Genomic DNA, 21799 nt, shown 5'->3' on the forward strand with positions numbered 1-21799 from the left:
AAAAATATAAAATGAAAAATAGCAAAGCTGGTGGTATTCGAGCACAACAGAAAGAGAAGACTCGTCGTAGTTTAATTGACGCGGCTTTCAACCAGCTTAATGCCGAACAAGGTTTTGCTAGTTTAAGCTTACGTGAGGTCGCTCGTGAAGCAGGTATAGCAGCTACTTCATTTTATCGTCATTTTCGAGATATGGATGAATTAGGTTTGGCTATGGTTGACGAAAGTGGCTTAACGCTTCGTCAATTATTACGCCAAGCGCGAAAACGTATTGAAAAAGGGGGAAGTGTTTTACGTACCTCAGTAACAACTTTCATTGAGTTTATTGATAAAAACCCTAAAGTTTTTTTATTATTATTGCGTGAAAAAGCTGGGACTTCCTCTGCTTTTCGTTCAGCTATTGCTCGAGAAATACAACATTTTATTGTTGAATTAGTTGATTATCTTGATAACGCTAATAACATGCCACATCATTATAACAAAGCACAAGCAGCAGCAATGGTAACTATTGCGTTTAATGCAGGAGCTGATGCCATTGATTTTGACGCAGTACAGCGTCAGAAATTAATTGAAGATCTTATTTTCCAACTTCGAATGGTATCGCGTGGGGCTTACTATCTTTATCATAAAGAGTTATTTAAAAAAGAAATCTTATAATTATCTATAATGTTAAAAATACATTACTTTCTAATCAATTCAATATGATTAAGTAAAAAACTGCAGTATTTGCTGCAGTTTTTATAATGATATATACTTGCTTAAAGATTTTGTAATACTTTCTCAACGCTATCTTTAGCATCACCAAATAGCATATAGCTATTTTCTTTAAAGAATAATGGATTTTGCACGCCTGCATAACCAGTATTCATCGAGCGCTTAGAAATGATAACTGTTTTTGCTTTCCAAACCTCAAGAACGGGCATGCCAGCAATAGGGCTATTTGGATCTTCTTCTGCTGCAGGATTAACGGTATCATTTGCACCAATAACCCAAACAACATCAGTATCTACAAAGTCGTCATTAATTTCGTCCATTTCAAGCACGATATCATATGGTACTTTCGCTTCTGCTAATAATACATTCATATGCCCCGGTAAACGTCCTGCTACTGGGTGAATACCAAAACGAACTTCTATACCCATATCACGTAGTTTTTCAGTAATATTGCTTACAGCTGCTTGAGCTTGTGCTACAGCCATACCGTAACCAGGAACAATAATCACTGAACGGGCTTCTTTTAATGTTTGAGCTACTTCAACAGGTTGCATTTCGCGGTATTCACCTTGTTCTTCATCTGTTGAACTAGCTGAACTCCCATCACTGCCGAACCCACCAGCAATAACACTAATAAATGAACGGTTCATTGCTTTACACATAATATAGGAAAGAATTGCACCAGATGAACCCACTAACGCACCAGTGACAATTAAAAGATCATTACCAAGCATAAAGCCTGCAGCTGCAGCAGCCCAACCAGAATAAGAGTTTAGCATTGAAATTACTACTGGCATATCAGCACCGCCAATTGAAGCAACAAGATGGAAACCAAATACAAATGCCACTATTGCCATAATTAACAGACTAATTAGTGCCCCTGCTCCACTTTTTACTTCAATAAAGGTAAACATCAATATTATAGAAACAACGATAGCCGCTAAATTCCAATAATGTTTATTAGGAATAGAAAGAGGTTTAGAGCTAATGCGTCCATTTAATTTACCAAATGCAACAACAGAACCAGAGAAGGTTACTGCACCGATAAAAACACCGACAAAAATCTCTACTAAATGTACAGTTAACTCTCCACCTTGAAAATTTTGAATGTGAGGGTCTAAAAAGCTGTTTAAACCAACAAGAACTGCTGCCATACCGACAAAACTATGAAGTAGTGCAACAAGTTCTGGCATTTGAGTCATCTCAACTTTTTTCGCAAGATATAAGCCAATAGATGCACCAATTATCATGGCTATCACTATCCAGTGTAATCCACCTTTAATACTTGCAATTGCTGCAATAAGTGCGATTGCCATACCAATCATACCGTAAATATTACCAGATTTTGCAGATTCTTGGTTAGAAAGACCTCGTAAGCTAAAGATAAAAAGTAATGCAGCAATAACATAGGCTGCTTGAATGATTCCATTACTCATAATTTATACTCTCCTTTACTTGCCGCGTTGGAACATTTTCAGCATTCTTTGAGTAACAAAGAACCCACCAAAAATATTGATACTAGCAATCAAAATAGCAACAAAGGCAATTGCCGTAGTTAAGCCATTATCATCGCCGACTTGTAATATTGCACCGACTAATATAATCCCAGAAATTGCATTTGTTACCGACATTAGTGGCGTATGTAAAGAATGCGTTACATTCCATACTACGTAGTAACCAACAACACAAGATAGTGCAAATACGGTAAAGTGTCCTAGAAAGCTTTCAGGAACAGAGTTAGCAAGCCAAAAGTAAACAATGATCGCTAATGCTAAAAGCCCATATTTTTTATGGGGTTCCATTACTTTGGGTTCTGGTTTAGCAACAGCAGGTATTGCTTCTTTTTTCTGCGGTTGTGCTGATACTTGGATTGGAGGAGCTGGCCAAGTAATTTCCTTATCTTTAACCACAGTTACACCACGAATTACAACATCATCAAAATTGATATCAATATTACCGTCTTTTTCTTTAGCAAGCAGTTTTAGTAGGTTAACAATATTTGTACCATAAAGTTGTGATGCTTGAGCTGGCATACGATTAGCTAAATCAGTATAACCAACAATTTTTACGTTGTTATTTGTTTCGAAAACTTCGCCCGGTTTAGTTAACTCACAGTTACCACCAGTTAATGCAGCTAAATCAACAATAACACTGCCGGGTTTCATTGACTCAACCATTTCTTTCGAAATAAGTTTTGGTGCAGGTTTGCCTGGAATAAGCGCAGTTGTAATAATGATATCAACATCTTTGGCTTGCTCAGCAAAAAGGGCCATTTCAGCCTCAATAAAGGCAGCAGACATTTGTTTAGCGTAACCATCACCAGAACCTGCTTCCTCTTCGAAATCTAATTCTAAAAAGTCGGCACCCATACTATTAATTTGTTCGGCAACTTCAGGGCGAGTATCAAAAGCACGAACAATTGCCCCTAAACTCACCGCTGCGCCAATGGCTGCAAGACCTGCAACACCTGCCCCAATAACTAATATTTTAGCGGGAGGCACTTTACCTGCAGCGGTAACTTGACCTGTAAAGAATCGACCAAATTGATTTGCAGCTTCAATAACTGAACGATAACCAGCAATATTAGACATTGAACTCAATGCATCTAAAGATTGTGCGCGTGAAATACGTGGTACACAGTCCATTGCCATTACATTGATATTTTTAGTGGCGAGTTTTTCTAATAGCTCTTTATGTTGAGCTGGATAAATATAACTGATGAGGGTTGCTCCCTCTTTCATTAAAGAAATTTCATCATCGGTTGGTGCATGAAACTTCAGAATTAAATCATTTTGCCAAATATCTTGTGTATTTTGAATTATGGCTCCAGCATCAATAAAAGCTTGGTCTTCAAAATGAGCAGCATGTCCTGCCCCTTGTTCTACAGAGACTGTAAAGCCAAGTTTTAACAGTTGTCCAACAGTTTGGGGAGTTGCTGCAACTCTAGCTTCATTGGTTAACCGTTCTTTAGGTATACCGATATGCATTTCGTTACGTCCTTATGTTAAAGATAAATTGTTAATGTCATTCGATTCTAGCATAAAATAGCTTCAGTACTAATAGAGAATTTAATTTTTATTATCGAAAACTTATTATTATTTTTAATAATAATTGGATTTTAAATCTTTAAATAAAAATTAAAATATTTACCTTGCAATCATTGTGATTACGTCATTATGGGGAAAATAAACTCAAGTGACCACAAAACTAACTTAGATTGGTCAAAAATTAAGTTTTTCTTCTATTTTTGCCTTCAAACTAATTGGATTGACTCTGCTTATTCCCATTTAACTACTAAAGTTATGCATGAGCCTAAGCTTTGTATCAAAGTAGACTCATCGATATGAGTAAGTTAAAAAACAAGACATAAATAATGTTAACTTGATGAAAAATATTCTGATCGATATTAAATTCAGCGGAATCTTAACAATAAGTATATTTGTAACATTTTTTTATATTATTTATTTAAAAGTAAATTAAAAGTGACTAACAGCAATACTTGGTAATTCTGGTTTTTGAGTTTAATCGCTAATATTTCAAAAGCACTAACGAGGTAAAAATATGGCAAAACAAAGCCAGAAAAAAAATAGCATCTTAACTTTGATGTTTACATTGCTTGCGGCTTGTATCGCATTTCAACTTAATGCAAGCATGTTAAGCCCAGTATTGGTCACTATAGCTAAAGATTTAGGTACCAATGACGCTGAAGTTGGCTTATCGCAAACGGCATTTTTTACGGCAGCGGCATTATTCTCATTATTTTTACCAAGACTAAGCGACATAAAAGGTCGAAAAAAAGTATTAATGGTAATGCTTTCAGTTATGACATTAGGTACAGTATTGGCTGCAATTGCCCCTAATATTGAAGTGTTATGTGTCGCACGAATTATTCAAGGTATCTCAGGGCCAGTAGTTCCGCTTTGTTTGTTAATGCTAAATTATGCAGTAAAAGATGTAAAACAATATGGCATGTTGATGGGAATCATAACTGCAGTAAATGGTGGTATTGCAGGTATCGATGCTATTGCTGGCGGTATAATAGCAACGCATTTGGGTTTTAGAGCTGTATTTTGGGTAATAGCGATTGTTGCAGCAATTTCCACTTATTTAGTTTTTCGTTTTGCTCCTGAATCAAAACCTTCGGTTGATACTAAAATGGATTGGCTTGGTGTGATATTGTTAGTCTCAGCTATTGCAGCTCTTTTATTTGCACTTAATGAGGCAGGAAACGTTGCTAGTGCTAATTACTTTAAAATTATAGGATTAAGCGTATTTGCTACTATTTGTTTTATCTTGTTTTGGTATACTGAAAAAAGCGTTTTACATCCATTAGTCACAACGATCCATCTAAAAAGGCGTGAAACTTGGTCTTTATTGCTCACAACAATTCTTATTATGACAGGTATTTTTGCGATAGTTAATGGTTTAGTCATGTCAATTGCACAAAACAATGAAATAGGGTTTGGATTGGATCCCGATTTAGCATCACTAATCTTATTAACACCTTATGCTTTAATTGGATGGCTAGTTGGCCCTTTTGCAGGTCGGTTAGCCCCAACTTTAGGTTATAACAATGTGCTTCAATTTGGGTTATTGGGTTGTATCATTAGTATCTTAGTGATTATGTTTTATGGTATTAACTCCTTAATTATTTTAGCATCTGGAGTAATTGCTTTAGGTATATTTTATGCAGGAATGGTCAATATTATTCTTAATGGTCTTGGTGTTATTTTGTCACCAAAAGAAAATTTAGGTTTTTTACCAGGTATGAATGCTGGAGCATTTAATTTGGGTGCCGGATTAAGCTTTGCATTATTGCCTGCCATTCAAATGCTCAACGCTCATTCAATGCTAGGTTACTTTAATGGAATGTTTGTAGGATTGATTATTACTGTATTGGCATTAATCTCAAGTTTCTTTATACCGCGGCCGGCTCATGCTGAATTATAAAAAATACTACGTATCGGGCAAAACCTAACCCATTTAATCTAAAATTTTTTAAATTTAGCGGTTAATACTAATTGTTATTATAGATGTTTTGGTGGCGGTTCAACTGTTACATAATTTCCATGCGCTACTTTAGCGCTAGGTAAAGATGCTCAGTTGTTTTTACAGCATAGGTTCGTAACCACGACTTAAAAGTTTTCTTCCAAAATAATTTGTTTTTGAACAAGGCAATTTACAATTTAAATCCCGTGAGCAGAAACAGATTATGGTATTAAGCAAATAATGGAGAATGATAACACCAAAATTAATAATTTACGCATAGCTATTTTTCTTTAAATAAAAACGATGATCATTATTGTTCAAGTGATAAATAATGTTAACAATTACTGATACAGCAATTAAAATACATTAAAAATAATTTTAAATATTAATTGGTTATGAATTTATTAGCCATCATCTATTTAGACTAATAAAAATAATAAATAAATGCGATTAAAATTACTTTTTATATTAAGTCATTTCATAATAAATCTTAAGTTTGGCTATTTTTAAGTACTACAAATTGTTATATAATAAGTAAAATTTTGTCATATAACTCTATATTGTATTTATCATATTATTTTTAAAGTGCTTTTTGTAATTAAGTATCTTTAATTAAGGAACCGCTATGATTGATTTTTCCCAATCAGTGCCAGAACTGGTCTCTTGGGCAAAAAAGAATGACTTTTCGATTGCTTTACCTGTGGAAAGGTTAGCTTTTTTATTGGCTATTGCTGTATTAAATAGCGAGCGTTTTGATGGCGAAATGACTGAATCTGAATTAATCGATGCATTTAGGCATGTTTCGCAGATTTTTGAACAGAGTGAAGACACGATAGCGGTTCGCGGCAATAATGCTATTAATGATTTAGTACGCCAACGCCTAATCACACGTTTTGCAAGTGAAATGACTGACGGTTTCTCAATTTATCGTTTAACCCCGTTAGGAATTGGCATTAGTGATTATTATATCCGCCAACGAGAATTTTCTACCTTACGTTTATCTCTCCAACTTTCTATTGTTGCACAAGAGTTAAAACGTGCTGCAGATGCAGCCCTTGAAGGTGGTGATGATTTGTATTGGCACCGAAATGTCTTTGCTCCGTTAAAATATTCAGTTGCTGAAATTTTTGACAGTATTGATATCACTCAACGAGTGATGGATGGACAACAAGCCGATGTTAAACAAAACATCTCTGCATTATTAAGTCAAGATTGGCAAGCGGCAATTAGCAGTTGTGAAGGATTACTGACAGAAACATCACAAACACTTCGTGAACTGCAAGATACTTTAGCTGCCGCTGGTGATAAGTTACAAGCAAGCTTACTTCTAATACAAGATGCAACATTAGATAACCCTAATCTAGATAAAATCAACAACGTAGTTATTGACCTGCAAGGTAAACTTGATCGCATTATTGGCTGGGGACAAAAAGCAATAGATTTATGGATAGGATATGACAGGCACGTTCACAAATTTATTCGTACTGCTATTGATTTAGATAAAAATCGAGTCTTTTCACAGCGATTGCGCAAATCCATTCAAGGTTATTTTGATTTACCATGGTCACTCACTTATGCAAATGCGAACCGTCTGCTTGATATGCGTGATGAAGAACTAGCATTACACGAAGCAGAAGTAACTGGTGAATTACCACCTGAACTTGAATTTGAAATGGTTGACGAGATTCAAGAGCATATTATTACACATATAGAACAAAACTTATTGGTCTTTAAACAAGAAAATAAACCGCTTGATATGAGTACTGCTATTCATAGCTATCTAAAGCAGTTCCCTAGACAACAACATTTTGATATTGCAAGACTATTTATCGATCAAGCTATTCGTCTAGGTATTGCTGAAAATGATTTGCTCGGTATCCCTGCCGAATGGAAACCTATTAACGATTATGGAGCTAAGGTACAAGCACATGTCATCAACAGATACTAAAGATTTAAAAACTGAACAAACCACTCATCATCTAGGTGACGTTATGGAACGCGTTGCGACAAGTTCACAGACCTCTATCGATAAATATATGCCAGTTAAATTGGCACAAGCGATTGCTAATCCTATTTTCCCTGAGCTTGATAGTTTATTACGCTCAGGGCGTCATATTGGCATTGATGAACTTGATCATCATGCTTTTTTAATGGATTTTCAGCTTGAGCTTGAACAATTCTACCAACGTTACAATGTGGAGCTAATTCGTGCGCCAGAAGGATTTTTCTATCTTCGTCCTCGTTCAACAACATTGATTCCACGTTCGGTCTTATCGGAACTTGATATGCTTGTTGGCAAAGTGCTTTGTTACTTATATTTAAGCCCTGAACGGCTTGCACATGAAGGTGTCTTTACCTTACAAGAACTGTTTGATGAGTTGGTTTCACTCGCGGACGAAGGAAAATTACTTAAATTAGTGAACCAGCGTTCAACAGGTTCAGATTTAGATCGTCAAAAACTGTTTGATAAAGTAAAAACGGCATTAAACCGCTTGCGTCGATTAGGAATGATATTTTTTATTGTAGGCAATGACAGTAGCCGCTTTCGCATCAACGAGACTATTTTCCGTTTTGGTGCCGATGTGCGCAGTAGTGATGATGCACAAGAAGCGCAACTACGCTTAATCCGAGATGGCGAAGCAATCAAAATCGAATCATCACTTATTTTAGATGATAATAATGAAGAACAAAAACAAGATGAAGATGTTAATGAGGAGACTGAATAATCATGATTGGACACGGTAAATTTCACTCATTAACTTTGATAAACTGGAATGGTTTTTTTGCGCGAACTTTTGAGCTTGACCAATTAGTGACAACGCTATCGGGCGGTAATGGAGCGGGTAAATCAACCACTATGGCGGCATTTGTTACAGCATTAATTCCAGATTTAACTTTATTACACTTTAGAAACACAACCGAAGCAGGGGCAACATCAGGTTCACGTGATAAAGGTTTACATGGTAAATTAAAACCGGGTGTTTGTTACTCTATGCTCGATGTAATCAATTCTCGTAATCAGCGCATAATTTGTGGTGTACGTTTACAACAAGTGGCAGGGCGGGACAAAAAAGTCGATATCAAACCATTTCTACTGCAAGGTTTAGCTGTTGGTATCAGCCCAACAGAATTGGTAACAGAAAGATTAAATGATAAACAGGCTAGGATTTTATCGCTACCAGAGTTAAAAGAAAAAATTGAATCTATAGAAGGTGTTATCTTCAAACAATTTAACTCCATAACTGACTACCATTCGGTTATGTTTGATTTTGGTGTATTGCCTAAGCGCCTGCGCTCATCATCTGATCGTAGTAAATACTATCGCTTGATTGAAGCTTCACTTTATGGCGGGATTTCAAGCGCAATTACCCGATCACTACGTGATTATTTATTACCAGAAAACAGTGGAGTGCGCAAAGCTTTCCAAGATATGGAAGCTGCACTTCGTGAAAACCGCATGACATTAGAAGCGATTCGAGTAACTCAATCGGATCGTGACTTATTTAAACACTTAATTACTGAATCAACTAATTATGTAGCGTCTGATTATATGCGCCATGCTAACGAGCGCCGAATTCATATAGAATCTGTGCTTGGCTTACGTCGCGATATGTTTAAAACGCAAGATCTACTTATTAGCAATCAATACCGCCAAATTGAAATGGCGAAAGAACTTAAAGAACATCAAGATGCGCAAAGCGATTTAGAAACCGATTTACAAGCAGCCAACGATCACCTAAATCTTACGCAAACAGCGCTACGCCAACAAGAAAAGATCGACCGCTACCAATCTGATTTAGATGATTTAAACTTAAAGCTTGAAGAACAAAACGAAGTGGTGCTTGAAGCGAATGAACAGTATCAAACCTATCGTGATCAAGTAGAACAAACCGAGCAAGAAGTTGACGAAATCAAGACTCAATTAGCTGATTACCAACAAGCACTGGATGTTCAACAAACACGAGCAATTCAATACCAACAGGCTTTACAGGCACTAAAAAATGCTCAGTTGCTATGTCAATTACCAAAACTAGATATTAGCAATATCGAAGAACACTTTACGTTTTTTGATGAAAAACAAAAAGAAATCACCGAACAAGTTCTTGAGCTTGAACAAAAATTAAGTGTATCTGATGCAGCGATTAATCAATTTGATAGAGCTTATCAACTAGTGGTGAAATTAGTGGGTGATGTGGTTCGCAGTGAAGCGTTTGCTGCAGCCAAAGAAGCACTAAGACAGTGGCCTTCACAATGTTATCAAGCTCAGCAGGCCGAACATTTACAACTACAACTTGATGAACTAGAACAACGACTCTTTGAACAAAAAGAAGCTGAATCATTATTAACACAATTTTGTAAGCATATTGATCGCCAAGTTAATTACGATCAATTAGATGAATTAAAACAAGAGCTAGAATTGCAATTAGACGAAAGTGCCGAACGGGCTAACGAATCAAGTGAAAAGCGTATTGAATTTAGACAAGAGCTTGAACAAATTCAATCGAAGCTTACTGAATATCGACAAAAAGCACCGTTATGGTTAAAAGCTCAAGATACATTAATTTCATTGCAAGAACAAACTGGTCAAGTGTTTAGTCATAGTCAAGCAGTTACGCAACACATGCAACAACTGCTTGAACAAGAACGCCAACTTGTTACTGAACGGGATCAAATTAGCTTTAGACGAAATCAATTAGATGTTCAAATTGAGCAACTAAATCAACCTAGCGGTGTTGATGATGGTCGCTTGTCTTTGTTAGCAGAGCGATTTAATGGGGTATTACTCTCGGAAATTTATGAAGATGTAACAATTGATGATGCACCTTACTTTTCTGCATTATATGGTCCTTCAAGACAAGCCATTGTGGTGCCAGATTTATCATTAGTTAAACAGCAATTAGAAAGTCTTACTACAAGTGATGAAGATTACCCAGAAGATATCTATTTTATTGAAGGTGATCCTGCATCATTTGATGATAGTGTTTTTGATTGTGAAGAGATGAATAAAGCGGTACTTGTCAAAACGGGCGATCGTCAATGGCGATTTTCAAGTTTTCCTAAAGTACCACTATTTGGTCGTGCTGCTCGTGAGATTCACCTTGAAAAATTATCTCACGAACGTGATGAATTACATGAGCGTTATGCAACTATCTCATTTGATTTACAAAAATTACAACGTATTGAACAAAATGTTGGGCAATTTATCGGTCAACATTTAGCGGTGGCTTTTGATATCGACCCTGAAGCTGAAGCGCAAAAATTAACGGCAAGACGCACCGAACTTGAACGCCAATTATCATCTCAAGAAAGTATTGATAAACAAAATCAGCAACAAGTGACTAACTGCAAAGAACAATTAGCAACCGTAAATCGCTTGGTTGCACAAATGCATTTATTAGCTGATGATGATCTGGCTGATAGAGTTGACGATTTACGTGAACAAGTTGCACAAGCACAAGAATCTGCGCAATATGTTAACCGTAATTGCAATACCGTTTCAGAACTTGAACCAATTTTGGCTGTTTTACAAAGTGATCCAGAGCAGAACGAAGCATTACGTGAACAATACAATACGGTTAAAGCACAGCAACAAACCATCCGCCAACAAGTTTTTGCCTTAACGGAAGTAATGCAACGTCGAGCCCACTTTAGTTATGAAGACTCGGCTGGAATGCTAAATGAAAATACTGATTTGAACGAAAAATTGCGTGACCGATTGGAAGTGGTTGAAGCACAAAGAACAGAAGCACGTAGACAAATGCAGCAGTATCAAGATAAGTATAATCAATACAATCAAACGCTGGCTTCATTAAAAAGTGCTTTTGAAACCAAACGTGACATGTTAAATGAACTCCATAAAGAAATTGAACAAATTGGTGTTAAAGCCGATGCGAACACTGAAGAACGTGCACGATTAAGGCGTGATGAAATCCATCAAAAATTAAATAACAATCGTCAGCATTGCACATCGCTTGAAAAGCAACTCATTATGTGCGAAAGCGAAATGACACAACTACAAAAACGGCTAACTCAAACACTGCGAGATTATAAACAACTACGCGAACAGGTAGTACAAGCTAAATCAGGTTGGTGTTTAGTATTACGTTTAGTAAAAGAAAATAGTGTTGAACGTCGGCTACATCGCCGAGAACTTGCCTACTTAAGTGCTGATGAACTACGTTCTATGTCAGATAAAGCGTTAGGTTCGTTACGCTTGGCTGTTAATGACAATGAACATTTACGGGATGTATTAAGACTATCAGAAGATCCAAAACGCCCAGAACGTAAAATCCAATTCTATATTGCTGTTTATGCCCATTTGCGTGAACGAATTCGCCAAGATATTGTTAAAACTGACGATCCAATTGAAGCCATTGAACAGATGGAAATTGAATTATCACGATTAACAGAAGAATTGACTTCACGTGAACAGCAACTGGCAATTAGCTCGAAGAGTGTATCTAATATTATTCGTAAAACCATACAGCGTGAACAAAATCGTATTCGTATGCTTAACCAAGGATTACAAGCAGTAGCATTTGGTCAAGTTAATGGCGTGCGCTTAAATGTTAATGTTCGCGAAGCTCATTCAACACTTTTGGCAGCACTTGCCGATGAGCAAAATGAACATCAAGATTTATTTAGTAATAATCGTATTACCTTCTCAGAAGCCTTGGCTAAACTCTATCAACGTTTAAATCCACATATTGATATGGGGCAACGAACGGCTCAAAATATTGGTGAAGAATTACTCGATTATCGCAACTACCTAGAAATGGATGTTGAAGTGAATCGAGGTGCAGATGGTTGGTTACGTGCTGAAAGCGGTGCATTATCGACGGGTGAGGCAATTGGTACGGGGATGTCTATCTTACTTATGGTGATTCAAAGTTGGGAAGAAGAATCCAAGCGTTTGCGTAATAAAGATATCTCTCCGTGTCGTCTACTATTCTTAGACGAAGCGGCTCGATTGGATGCCAAGTCTATTGCAACACTGTTTGAGCTTTGTGAACGATTAGAAATGCAACTAATCATTGCTGCTCCAGAAAACATCAGCCCAGAAAAAGGCACAACATATAAACTAGTACGTAAAGTCATCAATAACCAAGAGCACGTACATGTGGTTGGCTTAAAAGGCTTTGCTTAACTTATTATTGTTTCAACTTACTAAACATTTTCGCCGGCATTAATCGGCGAAAATGTTTTATCTGACTCTGATAATTAGTCTTATTAAGATTTAAGAAACAACACTATCAGATTACCAACAAGAAAAGTAAGCTAAAATAATTAACAAGATAAAAGCCTAAGTAAAAACCTTTTAGCTCAAAATTATATTAACTCCATTTTGCTATCCACTTATTATTGGTCGTAATTAATAACTGCTTAAATCAGATTGCCAAAGAATATAAGGGTCATAGTCGTCATCACCATCAGGTAGTGAACCAGTTAGGGGGGCTTGGAAAAAATCCGTTTCAGCTAGCTGATTATTATCGATATATTCAATTTTTAATTTTAGCAAATCTTTTCTATTTTCAGGTTTATCAAAGTTATAAGTAATATGAGAAAGTGAATTGTGATAGATGATTTGACGCCAACATTCATCTGAATCTTTCATACAGTATTTGATACTTAAAGGTTGGTATTTTTGGCCACCTATAAATAAAACGGGAACGGCTTTTTGCTCTTGACTATCAACAAAGAATGATAAAAAAGTATCATCACCTAATTTAGCTTTATACTCGGTAAATTTGCTATCACTTTTTGCTTCAGCTTGTTTTAGGAAACTATGTCGACTTTCATCGGCGTAACTATTACTACAATACAAACTACATAAGAATAATACTGATATTAATTTTTTCATAACATATTCCATAAGTTAGCTTAGTAATTTAGATAAGTAATATAGCCAGTGACTAAAGGCTAGTAGAAAAGCTATAAATCTAAAAAGATTTATAGCATGTTTAATAGAATAACTTAAAAAATAGACAAATAGAAAGTAAAAAATAATAAAGGAGAAAAAAGAAATATAGAAGGAAGCGCCCCTATTTTCTTGTATATGCCACAAGATAGTAATGAATTAAAGGTATGATAATAATTTTAAAAACGGAAAGATGTTATATGGAATTCAATGCATTAACACCTAAAATCCCCAAGTTTACTACAGAACCACTTGATTATTTTTATAAAAATGGGAAAATACATAACCTATAACCAATAATTCTAATAAGATAAATATAAAAATTTTTAAGGATAAAAACAATGGAAAAAAAGTTGTTCAACTTATTAGATAATGAAAGTGCACGTAAACAGTACCGATATTTATTAATTGATAATCTAGTTTCGCTAAGTTATTTTCATGTATTATCTATTCAAAGCTTGCAAGAAAATTTAGGAAAAGAAGCAATCCAAGTGGTACCAAGAACGAATCTTGCGCACGATTTAGAACATTGCCCTAAATTAATTGTTATTGCAAAACCTAACGAACCTATAAACGAAAAATTATTACATCATATTAGTAATGAACTGCAAGATGATGGCTCACTACAAAGGCGCTATATTTCGGCATGTATCGTTAGCAAAAACAATCCTAAAACGTTAAGTGAACAACTGATTGATATAGGATTAAAATTAACAAAATTCACTCATACCCATTTTGTTCCTTTTTACGAACCATTTAAAATGTATTTAATGTTAGAAGGTAACAAAATTTGTTCAGATTGGTTACCTAGTTTATTAAATTGTTGTAGCACCTACTGTTTCACCTCATTTACCAATCGCTTACAGGTTATTCAGTCGTTGGATCATACCCCGGAGCCATACGAAATTTGGGTTACAGAAGAAGTTAAATTTTACCTGAAAGAATCTGCCAAACTGTATCAGTTGACAACTGCTTGGAAAAACATATGTCAAAAGCAAAATAAAAACATTCAAGATAATGACATATTACAATTAGCTGAATATTACTATGAAGCAAAAACAGCAGGGTTAGAAGATACTTATGATAAATTCTCTTTAGCGCTAACGTTAATGAATTATCCCAATTTATCCATTCAAAACCAACTAAAAGCCCCAATTGAAAAAGCAAAAGAAGAGCCAGGCACATTAGCAAATCATCTAAGTAAGCTCGAAATTGCAGAATAATGTAAGGAATACCGAATGAAAAAATTTGATAGCCGTATTTATGAAGAAGCAAAAAACACCTCAGCCATGTCAAACAGTGGGTGTGGCACGTGTCAACGTAATGGTATGCCGTTTTTTTTAGTTCGCCAATCGGTAATAAATCCACGGGTTGACAGCAGCAAAGATTGGTCGCAAGGTGTTCCTAAATTAACCGATAGGCGACCAGCAGGCGAGTTAACGCAACATAAATACGCATTAAGGATGTTACGTAAAGGTTATGTTTATGTATTAATGGAAAAAGACGGTGAAAGGAAATTACTGGGTTATGAAGTAACATCAGAAGGCGCATTAAGGCATCGTTCCATTTACTATATGAAAAAATACGAAATTGAAGACTTAGCCAAACAATGCACCAAAATGAATCACAATATACCAGCCATTTTTGCCAATATCGATGTATTAAATGCCACAGTATGGATAGCTTACAGCCGTCGGGCTTGGTCAAAAAAAGTAGAAGATTATTACCGCTCGCCTGAAGCAGATTTAAAGCGTTTCACTAAAGTAACCATTAACGACAGCACCCGTAAAGATCCGAGCTCATTAACCGACGGGCGTAGCTTTGCTTTCAACGATTTACTCGACGAAAATAAAGCACCTTATTTACCTGAGTTTTTATTTGAGAAAAAAGATTTTAATGTACGTTTTCCAAGTGCCCATGAATTTTATGACTACTCGCATAAAAGAGATTTAGCCGCCATAAAAGACGTATCAGAAAAACTGGAACAAACATATCAATGTAAAATCGGCTGCATAGTGTTAGAAGACACCTTCGGTATAGCCGAAGAGCTTAATGCTCAACGATTGCGGAACTTTGACCCCATCAATAATGCCTTTTTAGAGCACGAACGGGAAATAGAGAAAAAATTAACCGATGCATATAACGAAAAAATAGCGGATTTTACCCCGACAAGCAACTGGTTAACCTCGCCCGATAAAGCAGAAAATCTATTCCCTTATGCGAAAGATTATTTTAAAAACATTTTAAATCTAAATATTGATGACAACCAAAATGATGCATCACAAGCGCTGACAATTCCTTTAAAACCCAATACAAATACCCCCAAATATTATCATGAATATTTTTCTACTGAGCGTGGCTATAAACGTAGGATAGTGTCTTGTATTGATGCTTATAAAAAAGGATTGAAGAACTATTGTAATAACGTTATAGACAAAGATTATGAAGGCGTTGACACTCAACCAAAATATTATGATGCCTATGAACCAGGCTCTAATTATAAAGGTGCGAAGAATTCTTATTATAATACTATCAAAACGTTACAAGAAAATGGATATAAAGAAGTTGCCTTATCAGAAGCAGAAAAAAAAGAACTACTCGCAAAGCATAAATCCGCCATACCAGCTGTTGATGTAAGACGATTTCATTGGACATTGGATAATGCAGCTGAAAGCAAATTTGATAAAGAATGGGCAAAACTCGATGCACGGCTAGATAAGGGTAAACTCGATGCATTTCGCCAAGAAGATAAAAGCCTATTTGACGAAATTGTTAAAGATATCCGCAAAATATCAATCGATTATTTAATTTATGTCACATGGCTTTTTGGCTCCAAAGACAAACCATCGCTTTATGCACCAGTTGAACTGACCGATTATAACCAAGTGGAATTTTGGAAGCGTGAACAAGAAAACGACTACTCTAAAGACCACTTAGGCTATTTTGAAGATGTTACCGCCATGTTACAAGGTAATATCCAAATGGCGAAGCTACCCGAACAGTTTGGCTTATGGGACAGCCTATTACGAGACGAAAACTCCATCTATTTTCATCTATTAAAAGGTCAGGATAATAACCTGTATGAATGGTTACTAAAACAACGTACCGATGAAATGGAGCAAAATCAAGATGCAGCAAACCACAAAACAAAAGTAACAATTCTCAATGAATTAGTGGGCAAAATTAACGATATTTTGAATTTGCCAATTGATGTGAAAGATACCACCTTATTTGTGGATAAAATGGAAGTAATAATGAATTGGATGGCAGCAGGTATTGCAAATCCACCAAAGAATGCGAAGTTAATTAACGACGTTTTAATGAAAGATCATGGCACAGAACTGCTTAAAATTTTTTCGGGTATTGAGCATAGGCGTATAAGTTTACCGGTGAAAATTAAAAACTTACCCAAAGTTTATGAAATTTTGATGGAGCATTCAGATGTATCAACGGTGAGCATTGATAAAAATTCCAAGCTGTATAAGCTATCAAAAGTATCAGATGCCGATAAGCGTTGGCAATTTGAAAGCCAACTGACTAAAAAACAGCTCGAAAAAACGGTTCAAATGGAGTTTATGGTAGTAGCTGATGATATTGCCTCAATGAATAACATGATTGATGAGTTGAAAAAAGGCGGTAATTTAAAAGAACCCACCCTTGCCAAAGCTAAAAATGTATTAGGCGCTAAAATTAAACATGCTCACCAATTTAGTGGCGAGCTAACCCTAGATGAACTTGAAAAAGCAATAGAGCAAGTTGCCAAACGACGAATCAAGTTTGATGCCACAAGAGGGGTTTTGATGAATGGGATAATGATATTTTTACAAGGTCACCTATTCAGTCAAAATAGGCAAGTACTCGAGGCTGAAGGGCGTGAAATGCGGCAAGAAGTGAAAGAGGCAATTCTTAATGACATGGTAAAGACTGGTGTAATTATGTCGTTAATGTCGGCCGAAGTAATGGCTTACACCATTAAGCTAGTCGGTAGTGCATTACCCAAAACCAATATCTTTACCACCATGATACCAGGTTGTGAGAAATTTCTGAAAGTCACTGGAGCAACGCTAGCGCTTATTACAATATTGGATGGGATCACGGATATTTATAAAGGATATAATTACGCTAAAAATGGTGATAGAGGTGATGCTAATCTAGTTATAACTGGCGGTAGTTTTACAATAATATCTGGTTTAATAAGTTCATATGGAGCCATAATCGGTATTTCATTGTCTGTTTTATTGGCAGCAATAGCTTTTGCCGTTATTGGTGTAATTTTAGTGTATATAGGCTCAGAAGCCGATCGTTGGTCACCCATCGAAGTGTGGTTTAACCGTTGCTATTTTGGTAATCATAAACATCCAGAACAAGGGCAGCCTTACCCACTCACCGCTGTTGGCACCAGTGCGGCGTTAAATGACTATTTTGCCTATCTTTCAGGTGTTTATTTGGCTTTAAATTATCAATCTTATGATATGGAGTTCTTTTTTGACGATATTCGTAATGATTCTGATGAAAACGCCGCATTAATTTATGCCGGTGGACTGCATGTACATATTAAACTGCCCAATTTTGATGCACAAAGCCGCTATGTCTGTATGGTCTATCTAACTGATTCTGAAGGGCAATCGGCTAAGGTCCAAATTGTAAAAGGTAAAGACGATAAACATTTACATGTTACGGTATCACCCAATCAATGTAATCATGACTTAGTGCGCTGGGTTGAATCGAAAGATTACCCTATCGAATCAAATATAAATGCTACTGTGGCGATAGACCAAAAAGTTGCCGAATTAAGGGTAAAAGCCAAAAAAGTGATTGGCATATTACATTACTGGCAAGGTAAAGACGCCAAATCACCACTACGCGTTGAACATATTATCAATTAAAAAGGAGAATATAATAATGCCATCAAAGTACCAACCGCAAGTATCATGTTGGCGCGAAGATTTATACAAAGGGGTTTATACAACGCAATTGCCTTTAAGTAATAATAAAAAATTACGTTATGCTAATGATGATTATTGTGAATTTTCAAGACGAACTACAGGATGGGGGAAAATTGGTCGTTTAATTACAATGATTTGTCTTTTTTTAACTATGGTTATGATTTTATTTGTATTGTATATGGTAACGCCAGGTATAGTTGAGGATGAAATAAGAAATAAACTTATACTTATACCAAGTTGTATTGTATTTATTTATGTTGCTTATATTTTAATTCAGCTTTTTTTCTATCTGCTATATGCCCCCGAGGATTGCCCCATACGTTTAAACCGAAAAACAGGTAAGGTTTATATTTATGACCATTTTTTATTGTATTTTGGAGCATGGTCTACCTTTACTCGTTCACCCTTTAGAGCCAAAGAGATAACCGTTAAAGAATTTGATTGGGCAGATATTCAAGGGGTAATGAGTTCAGTTTCGGCACCGATTGCCAGTGGTGGTATAGTCAGAACTTACCGTATTGAATGTGTGGTATGCAAACCTAATACCACCAAAGTAACCGATCACTTTATTCTGTCTACTCATAATTGTCTAACCTATGATGAATGGATGTGGATAAATAGCTATATGGCGTTTTCTGATAATAATTTGGATGCCGAATTTATGCCAGAAGAAGAATTCACATGGCCAATCAAAGTCAACTGGCCAGAAGAAATCGACAAAAAATCCAAAGCCAGCTCGCTTGAAGAATATCAACAAATAGATGCTGAGTATAAAAAGCTAGGAAATAAATAATGCCATCAAAGTACCAACCGCAAGTTTCCGCATGGCGCGAGGATTTGCATAAAGGAATATATACAACAAAATCACATTTAAGTAATAATAAAAAACTACGTTATGCTAATGATGATTATTGTGAATTTTCAAGAAGATTCACAGGGATGAAATATTCTCTTCGTTGTATAACAGCAATCTTCTCTTTAATATTTGTTATATCTATAATATTAGGAATATTATTTATTATTTATATTATTACTAAACTAAATGACGGAAGGTCTATATTTATACTTTGTACTTTTTTAATAATATTGTCATTTCAGCTCTTTCTTCAGATGTTTTTGAATATTTGTTTTGCTCCTGAAGATTGCCCAATCCGTTTTAATCGTAAAACAGGTAAGGTTTATATTTATGACCATTTTTTATTGTATTTTGGAGCATGGTCTACCTTTACTCGTTCTCCCTTTAGAGCCAAAGAGATAACCGTTAAAGAGTTTAATTGGGCAGATATCCAAGGATGTATGACCTCAGTATCAGTTCCTCTTGCTAGTGGCGGAATGGTTAGAAGCTATCGTCTAGAATGTGTGGTATGCGAGCCTAATACCACTAAAGTGATTGACCACTTTCTACTAGCAGCCTATAGCAGTTTAAACTATTACGAATGGATGTGGATAAATAGCTATATGGCGTTTTCGGATAATAATTTGGATGGGGAGTTGATGCCAGAAGATGCGTTTACATGGCCCATCAAAGTCAACTGGCCAGAAGAAATTGACAAAAAATCCAAAGCCAGCTCGCTTGAAGAGTATCAACAAATAGATGCTGAGTATGAAAAAGTATAGTAAATCAATATGTTGATGTGATAAAAGTTAAATTTTTTGTAAAATAGACTAAAATACGTTCATAAGCAAGAAAATAATAAAGGAAATAAAAATGAGTAATTTAAAAGCGGTGATTTGTTTTGCTAATTCAACAGTTCATGGTGGGAAAGTTATTACCGTATCAATAGCTTTAAATGGTCATAAAAGCGTTTGTAGGAGCTCTTTAATCTTATCACTATTAGAAGTAGGAAAAAGCTAATGTCTATAGATTTAACATCACTGCCAAAGCCAATGCCCGAAGCTAAAAAGTTAAATTTAAGATTATGGGCGCTTTTGTTGATTGTGTTTATATTTATTGGCACTATCATTACAGTAGTTGCCAGTTTTTTTTATCGTATCCCAAATGCTCTATTTTTATCGGGAGCTTTTGTTTTCCCTGTGCTTATTTGGGGTGGGCTTTTTTTGTACCGTTTTTATGCTTATAGTTATCGCAAAATTTATAATAATGAATGGAATTTATATCGAGAACAGCGCAAAGAGGAGATGATAAATGATGGGCAAAGAGGTTTATCGGTTTTAGGGTATTCGCTTATCACAGAAAAAGGAACAATCGGAAATGCCGCTGCTTTGATAGATAATCGTTTTTTAATGACTTCAAAACACCATCCTACATGCTCGACTGTTGTTCCCCATACTTCTTTATTTTTAAATAGCGAAATAGATATCAATAACGTTAATGGTTACTTAACATTTTTATTTAATCAGTGGAAAAAAGAACTCAAAAATAAATTTTCCACCCTTTTAGCTCATGAAAATATTCATGTGCGTTTATTTATGGAAATTGGTAAAAGTGTCGAAATAGATAAATTACAAACATTATGGAATGAAACAATAGGAACAATTATTCCTCACCCAGCTAGTTTTGTATTTGAAAAGCCAAGCGATTCAAACACATTTATAGAGTCATGGCTAGATAATGAAGAATATTATAATGATTTACTTCTAATCTTCAATCTACACCTGTTCGATATCCCGACTAAAAATGAAGGCGAATTTGCATCATGGCTTTTTTTAGCCGGTGAAAATACCGATATTGGCGCCTTGTTAGAGGATGACTCTATATTAGTAAAAGTACACCGAAGTGAACAAACTTCGTCGTTAAGCCAAACTATTGATAATGCTTTGTTATGGGGTAATGTCAATAATGCAAGTTATGATAGCGTATGGTATAACGGTGTATCTTCAGAGTTAAAAATTAATATTGCCAATTACTTTAATCAAATTGAGTTTAAACCAAAGAATATGTTGAATGTTGAAGGCTCTATTGGTTATGCAGGGCTTTGTTCATATTGGCTATGCTTGTCTTTAGCTATTGAAAATGCCTATAATTCTAAAAGTAACCAGTTGATAGTAATTGGGAAACCTCAAAAAGCTACTGTTTCTGCTGTTTCATGTTCGCAAAACAATAATAAAAGCAGTAGTGATAATGGAATTATTTAACATGGTTTTTATTGAGTAAGATAAAGTTTGCTAAAAGCGAAAGTTATGGTTTTAAATAAAGTGAATTTCGTGTGTGTGCATGAAATTTACTTTTAATGTTAAAAATATCCGAAATTAAAGCAGTTTTTAAGTTAGGT

Annotated in this window: 14 protein-coding genes; 11 read left to right on the forward strand and 3 right to left on the reverse strand. The window is 35.5% G+C overall.

Annotation, left to right across the window (positions count from 1 at the left end; genetic code table 11):
• Positions 1-11 precede the first annotated feature (11 nt).
• Positions 12-656, forward strand: coding sequence for an HTH-type transcriptional repressor FabR (gene fabR / locus A9G36_RS03790; RefSeq protein ID WP_034944381.1), 645 nt, complete (start codon positions 12-14; stop codon positions 654-656).
• 101 nt (positions 657-757) lie between these two features.
• Here fabR and pntB read toward each other — a convergent pair whose 3' ends face one another.
• Together pntB and pntA are read right to left on the reverse strand one after the other, a co-directional pair.
• Positions 758-2149: a Re/Si-specific NAD(P)(+) transhydrogenase subunit beta gene (gene pntB, locus A9G36_RS03795; protein WP_034944379.1), complete on the reverse strand. Its 1392-nt coding sequence runs from the start codon at positions 2147-2149 to the stop codon at positions 758-760.
• Positions 2150-2164: 15 nt separating this feature from the next.
• Positions 2165-3700, reverse strand: a complete 1536-nt coding sequence (pntA, locus tag A9G36_RS03800; protein WP_034944378.1) for a Re/Si-specific NAD(P)(+) transhydrogenase subunit alpha — start codon at positions 3698-3700, stop codon at positions 2165-2167.
• A 574-nt stretch (positions 3701-4274) separates the two neighbouring features.
• On the opposite strand from pntA, the gene uriT reads away from it, so the two are divergent.
• The 4 genes from uriT to mukB all read left to right on the forward strand — a co-directional run bounded on the left by uriT (position 4275) and on the right by mukB (position 12849).
• Positions 4275-5663 carry a uridine transporter UriT gene (uriT, locus tag A9G36_RS03805; RefSeq protein ID WP_065585415.1) on the forward strand — a complete coding sequence of 463 codons (1389 nt, stop codon included), beginning with the start codon at positions 4275-4277 and terminating at the stop codon, positions 5661-5663.
• 664 nt (positions 5664-6327) lie between these two features.
• The gene (gene mukF / locus A9G36_RS03810) at positions 6328-7650 is read left to right on the forward strand and encodes a chromosome partition protein MukF (protein WP_065585416.1); all 1323 of its coding nucleotides are present in this window, start codon (positions 6328-6330) and stop codon (positions 7648-7650) included.
• Positions 7651-7693: 43 nt separating this feature from the next.
• Entirely contained in the window at positions 7694-8428 is a 735-nt protein-coding gene (gene mukE / locus A9G36_RS03815; RefSeq protein ID WP_034944844.1) for a chromosome partition protein MukE, read from the forward strand.
• 2 nt (positions 8429-8430) lie between these two features.
• The gene (gene mukB, locus A9G36_RS03820; RefSeq protein ID WP_065568576.1) at positions 8431-12849 is read left to right on the forward strand and encodes a chromosome partition protein MukB; all 4419 of its coding nucleotides are present in this window, start codon (positions 8431-8433) and stop codon (positions 12847-12849) included.
• A gap of 225 nt (positions 12850-13074) precedes the next feature.
• On the opposite strand, the gene A9G36_RS03825 is transcribed toward mukB, so the two are convergent.
• A complete protein-coding gene (locus tag A9G36_RS03825) occupies positions 13075-13563 on the reverse strand; it encodes a hypothetical protein (protein WP_034944375.1) in 489 nt (162 codons plus the stop codon).
• A gap of 398 nt (positions 13564-13961) precedes the next feature.
• Between A9G36_RS03825 and A9G36_RS03830 the strand changes: the two genes are divergently transcribed.
• The 6 genes from A9G36_RS03830 to A9G36_RS03850 all read left to right on the forward strand — a co-directional run bounded on the left by A9G36_RS03830 (position 13962) and on the right by A9G36_RS03850 (position 21662).
• Positions 13962-14843 (forward strand): hypothetical protein, encoded by an 882-nt coding sequence (locus tag A9G36_RS03830; protein WP_034944374.1) that lies wholly within the window; start codon positions 13962-13964, stop codon positions 14841-14843.
• Positions 14844-14858: 15 nt separating this feature from the next.
• Positions 14859-18506, forward strand: a complete 3648-nt coding sequence (locus A9G36_RS03835) for a toxin VasX (protein WP_065574171.1) — start codon at positions 14859-14861, stop codon at positions 18504-18506.
• Between the two features lie 16 nt (positions 18507-18522).
• Positions 18523-19359 carry a DUF6708 domain-containing protein gene (locus A9G36_RS03840; RefSeq protein WP_065574172.1) on the forward strand — a complete coding sequence of 279 codons (837 nt, stop codon included), beginning with the start codon at positions 18523-18525 and terminating at the stop codon, positions 19357-19359.
• Between the two features lie 146 nt (positions 19360-19505).
• Positions 19506-20183: a DUF6708 domain-containing protein gene (locus tag A9G36_RS09990; protein WP_335339966.1), complete on the forward strand. Its 678-nt coding sequence runs from the start codon at positions 19506-19508 to the stop codon at positions 20181-20183.
• A 91-nt stretch (positions 20184-20274) separates the two neighbouring features.
• A complete protein-coding gene (locus A9G36_RS10125) occupies positions 20275-20421 on the forward strand; it encodes a hypothetical protein (RefSeq protein ID WP_155268310.1) in 147 nt (48 codons plus the stop codon).
• Entirely contained in the window at positions 20421-21662 is a 1242-nt protein-coding gene (locus A9G36_RS03850; protein ID WP_065568583.1) for a hypothetical protein, read from the forward strand. The genes A9G36_RS10125 and A9G36_RS03850 overlap by 1 nt, the downstream gene beginning before the upstream one ends.
• The last annotated feature ends 137 nt before the right edge of the window (positions 21663-21799 follow it).

The sequence above is a fragment of the Gilliamella sp. Choc6-1 genome, assembly GCF_001690385.1.
Lineage (GTDB): Bacteria > Pseudomonadota > Gammaproteobacteria > Enterobacterales > Orbaceae > Gilliamella > Gilliamella apicola_A.

Bases quoted from the DNA above. Each gene is read 5' to 3' on its own strand.
- fabR (WP_034944381.1), top strand. From the start codon at position 12: ATGAAAAATAGCAAAGCTGGTGGTATTCGAGCACAACAGAAAGAGAAG.
- pntB (WP_034944379.1), bottom strand. From the start codon at position 2,149: ATGAGTAATGGAATCATTCAAGCAGCCTATGTTATTGCTGCATTACTT.
- pntA (WP_034944378.1), bottom strand. From the start codon at position 3,700: ATGCATATCGGTATACCTAAAGAACGGTTAACCAATGAAGCTAGAGTT.
- uriT (WP_065585415.1), top strand. From the start codon at position 4,275: ATGGCAAAACAAAGCCAGAAAAAAAATAGCATCTTAACTTTGATGTTT.
- mukF (WP_065585416.1), top strand. From the start codon at position 6,328: ATGATTGATTTTTCCCAATCAGTGCCAGAACTGGTCTCTTGGGCAAAA.
- mukE (WP_034944844.1), top strand. From the start codon at position 7,694: ATGGAACGCGTTGCGACAAGTTCACAGACCTCTATCGATAAATATATG.
- mukB (WP_065568576.1), top strand. From the start codon at position 8,431: ATGATTGGACACGGTAAATTTCACTCATTAACTTTGATAAACTGGAAT.
- A9G36_RS03825 (WP_034944375.1), bottom strand. From the start codon at position 13,563: ATGAAAAAATTAATATCAGTATTATTCTTATGTAGTTTGTATTGTAGT.
- A9G36_RS03830 (WP_034944374.1), top strand. From the start codon at position 13,962: ATGGAAAAAAAGTTGTTCAACTTATTAGATAATGAAAGTGCACGTAAA.
- A9G36_RS03835 (WP_065574171.1), top strand. From the start codon at position 14,859: ATGAAAAAATTTGATAGCCGTATTTATGAAGAAGCAAAAAACACCTCA.
- A9G36_RS03840 (WP_065574172.1), top strand. From the start codon at position 18,523: ATGCCATCAAAGTACCAACCGCAAGTATCATGTTGGCGCGAAGATTTA.
- A9G36_RS09990 (WP_335339966.1), top strand. From the start codon at position 19,506: ATGAAATATTCTCTTCGTTGTATAACAGCAATCTTCTCTTTAATATTT.
- A9G36_RS10125 (WP_155268310.1), top strand. From the start codon at position 20,275: ATGAGTAATTTAAAAGCGGTGATTTGTTTTGCTAATTCAACAGTTCAT.
- A9G36_RS03850 (WP_065568583.1), top strand. From the start codon at position 20,421: ATGTCTATAGATTTAACATCACTGCCAAAGCCAATGCCCGAAGCTAAA.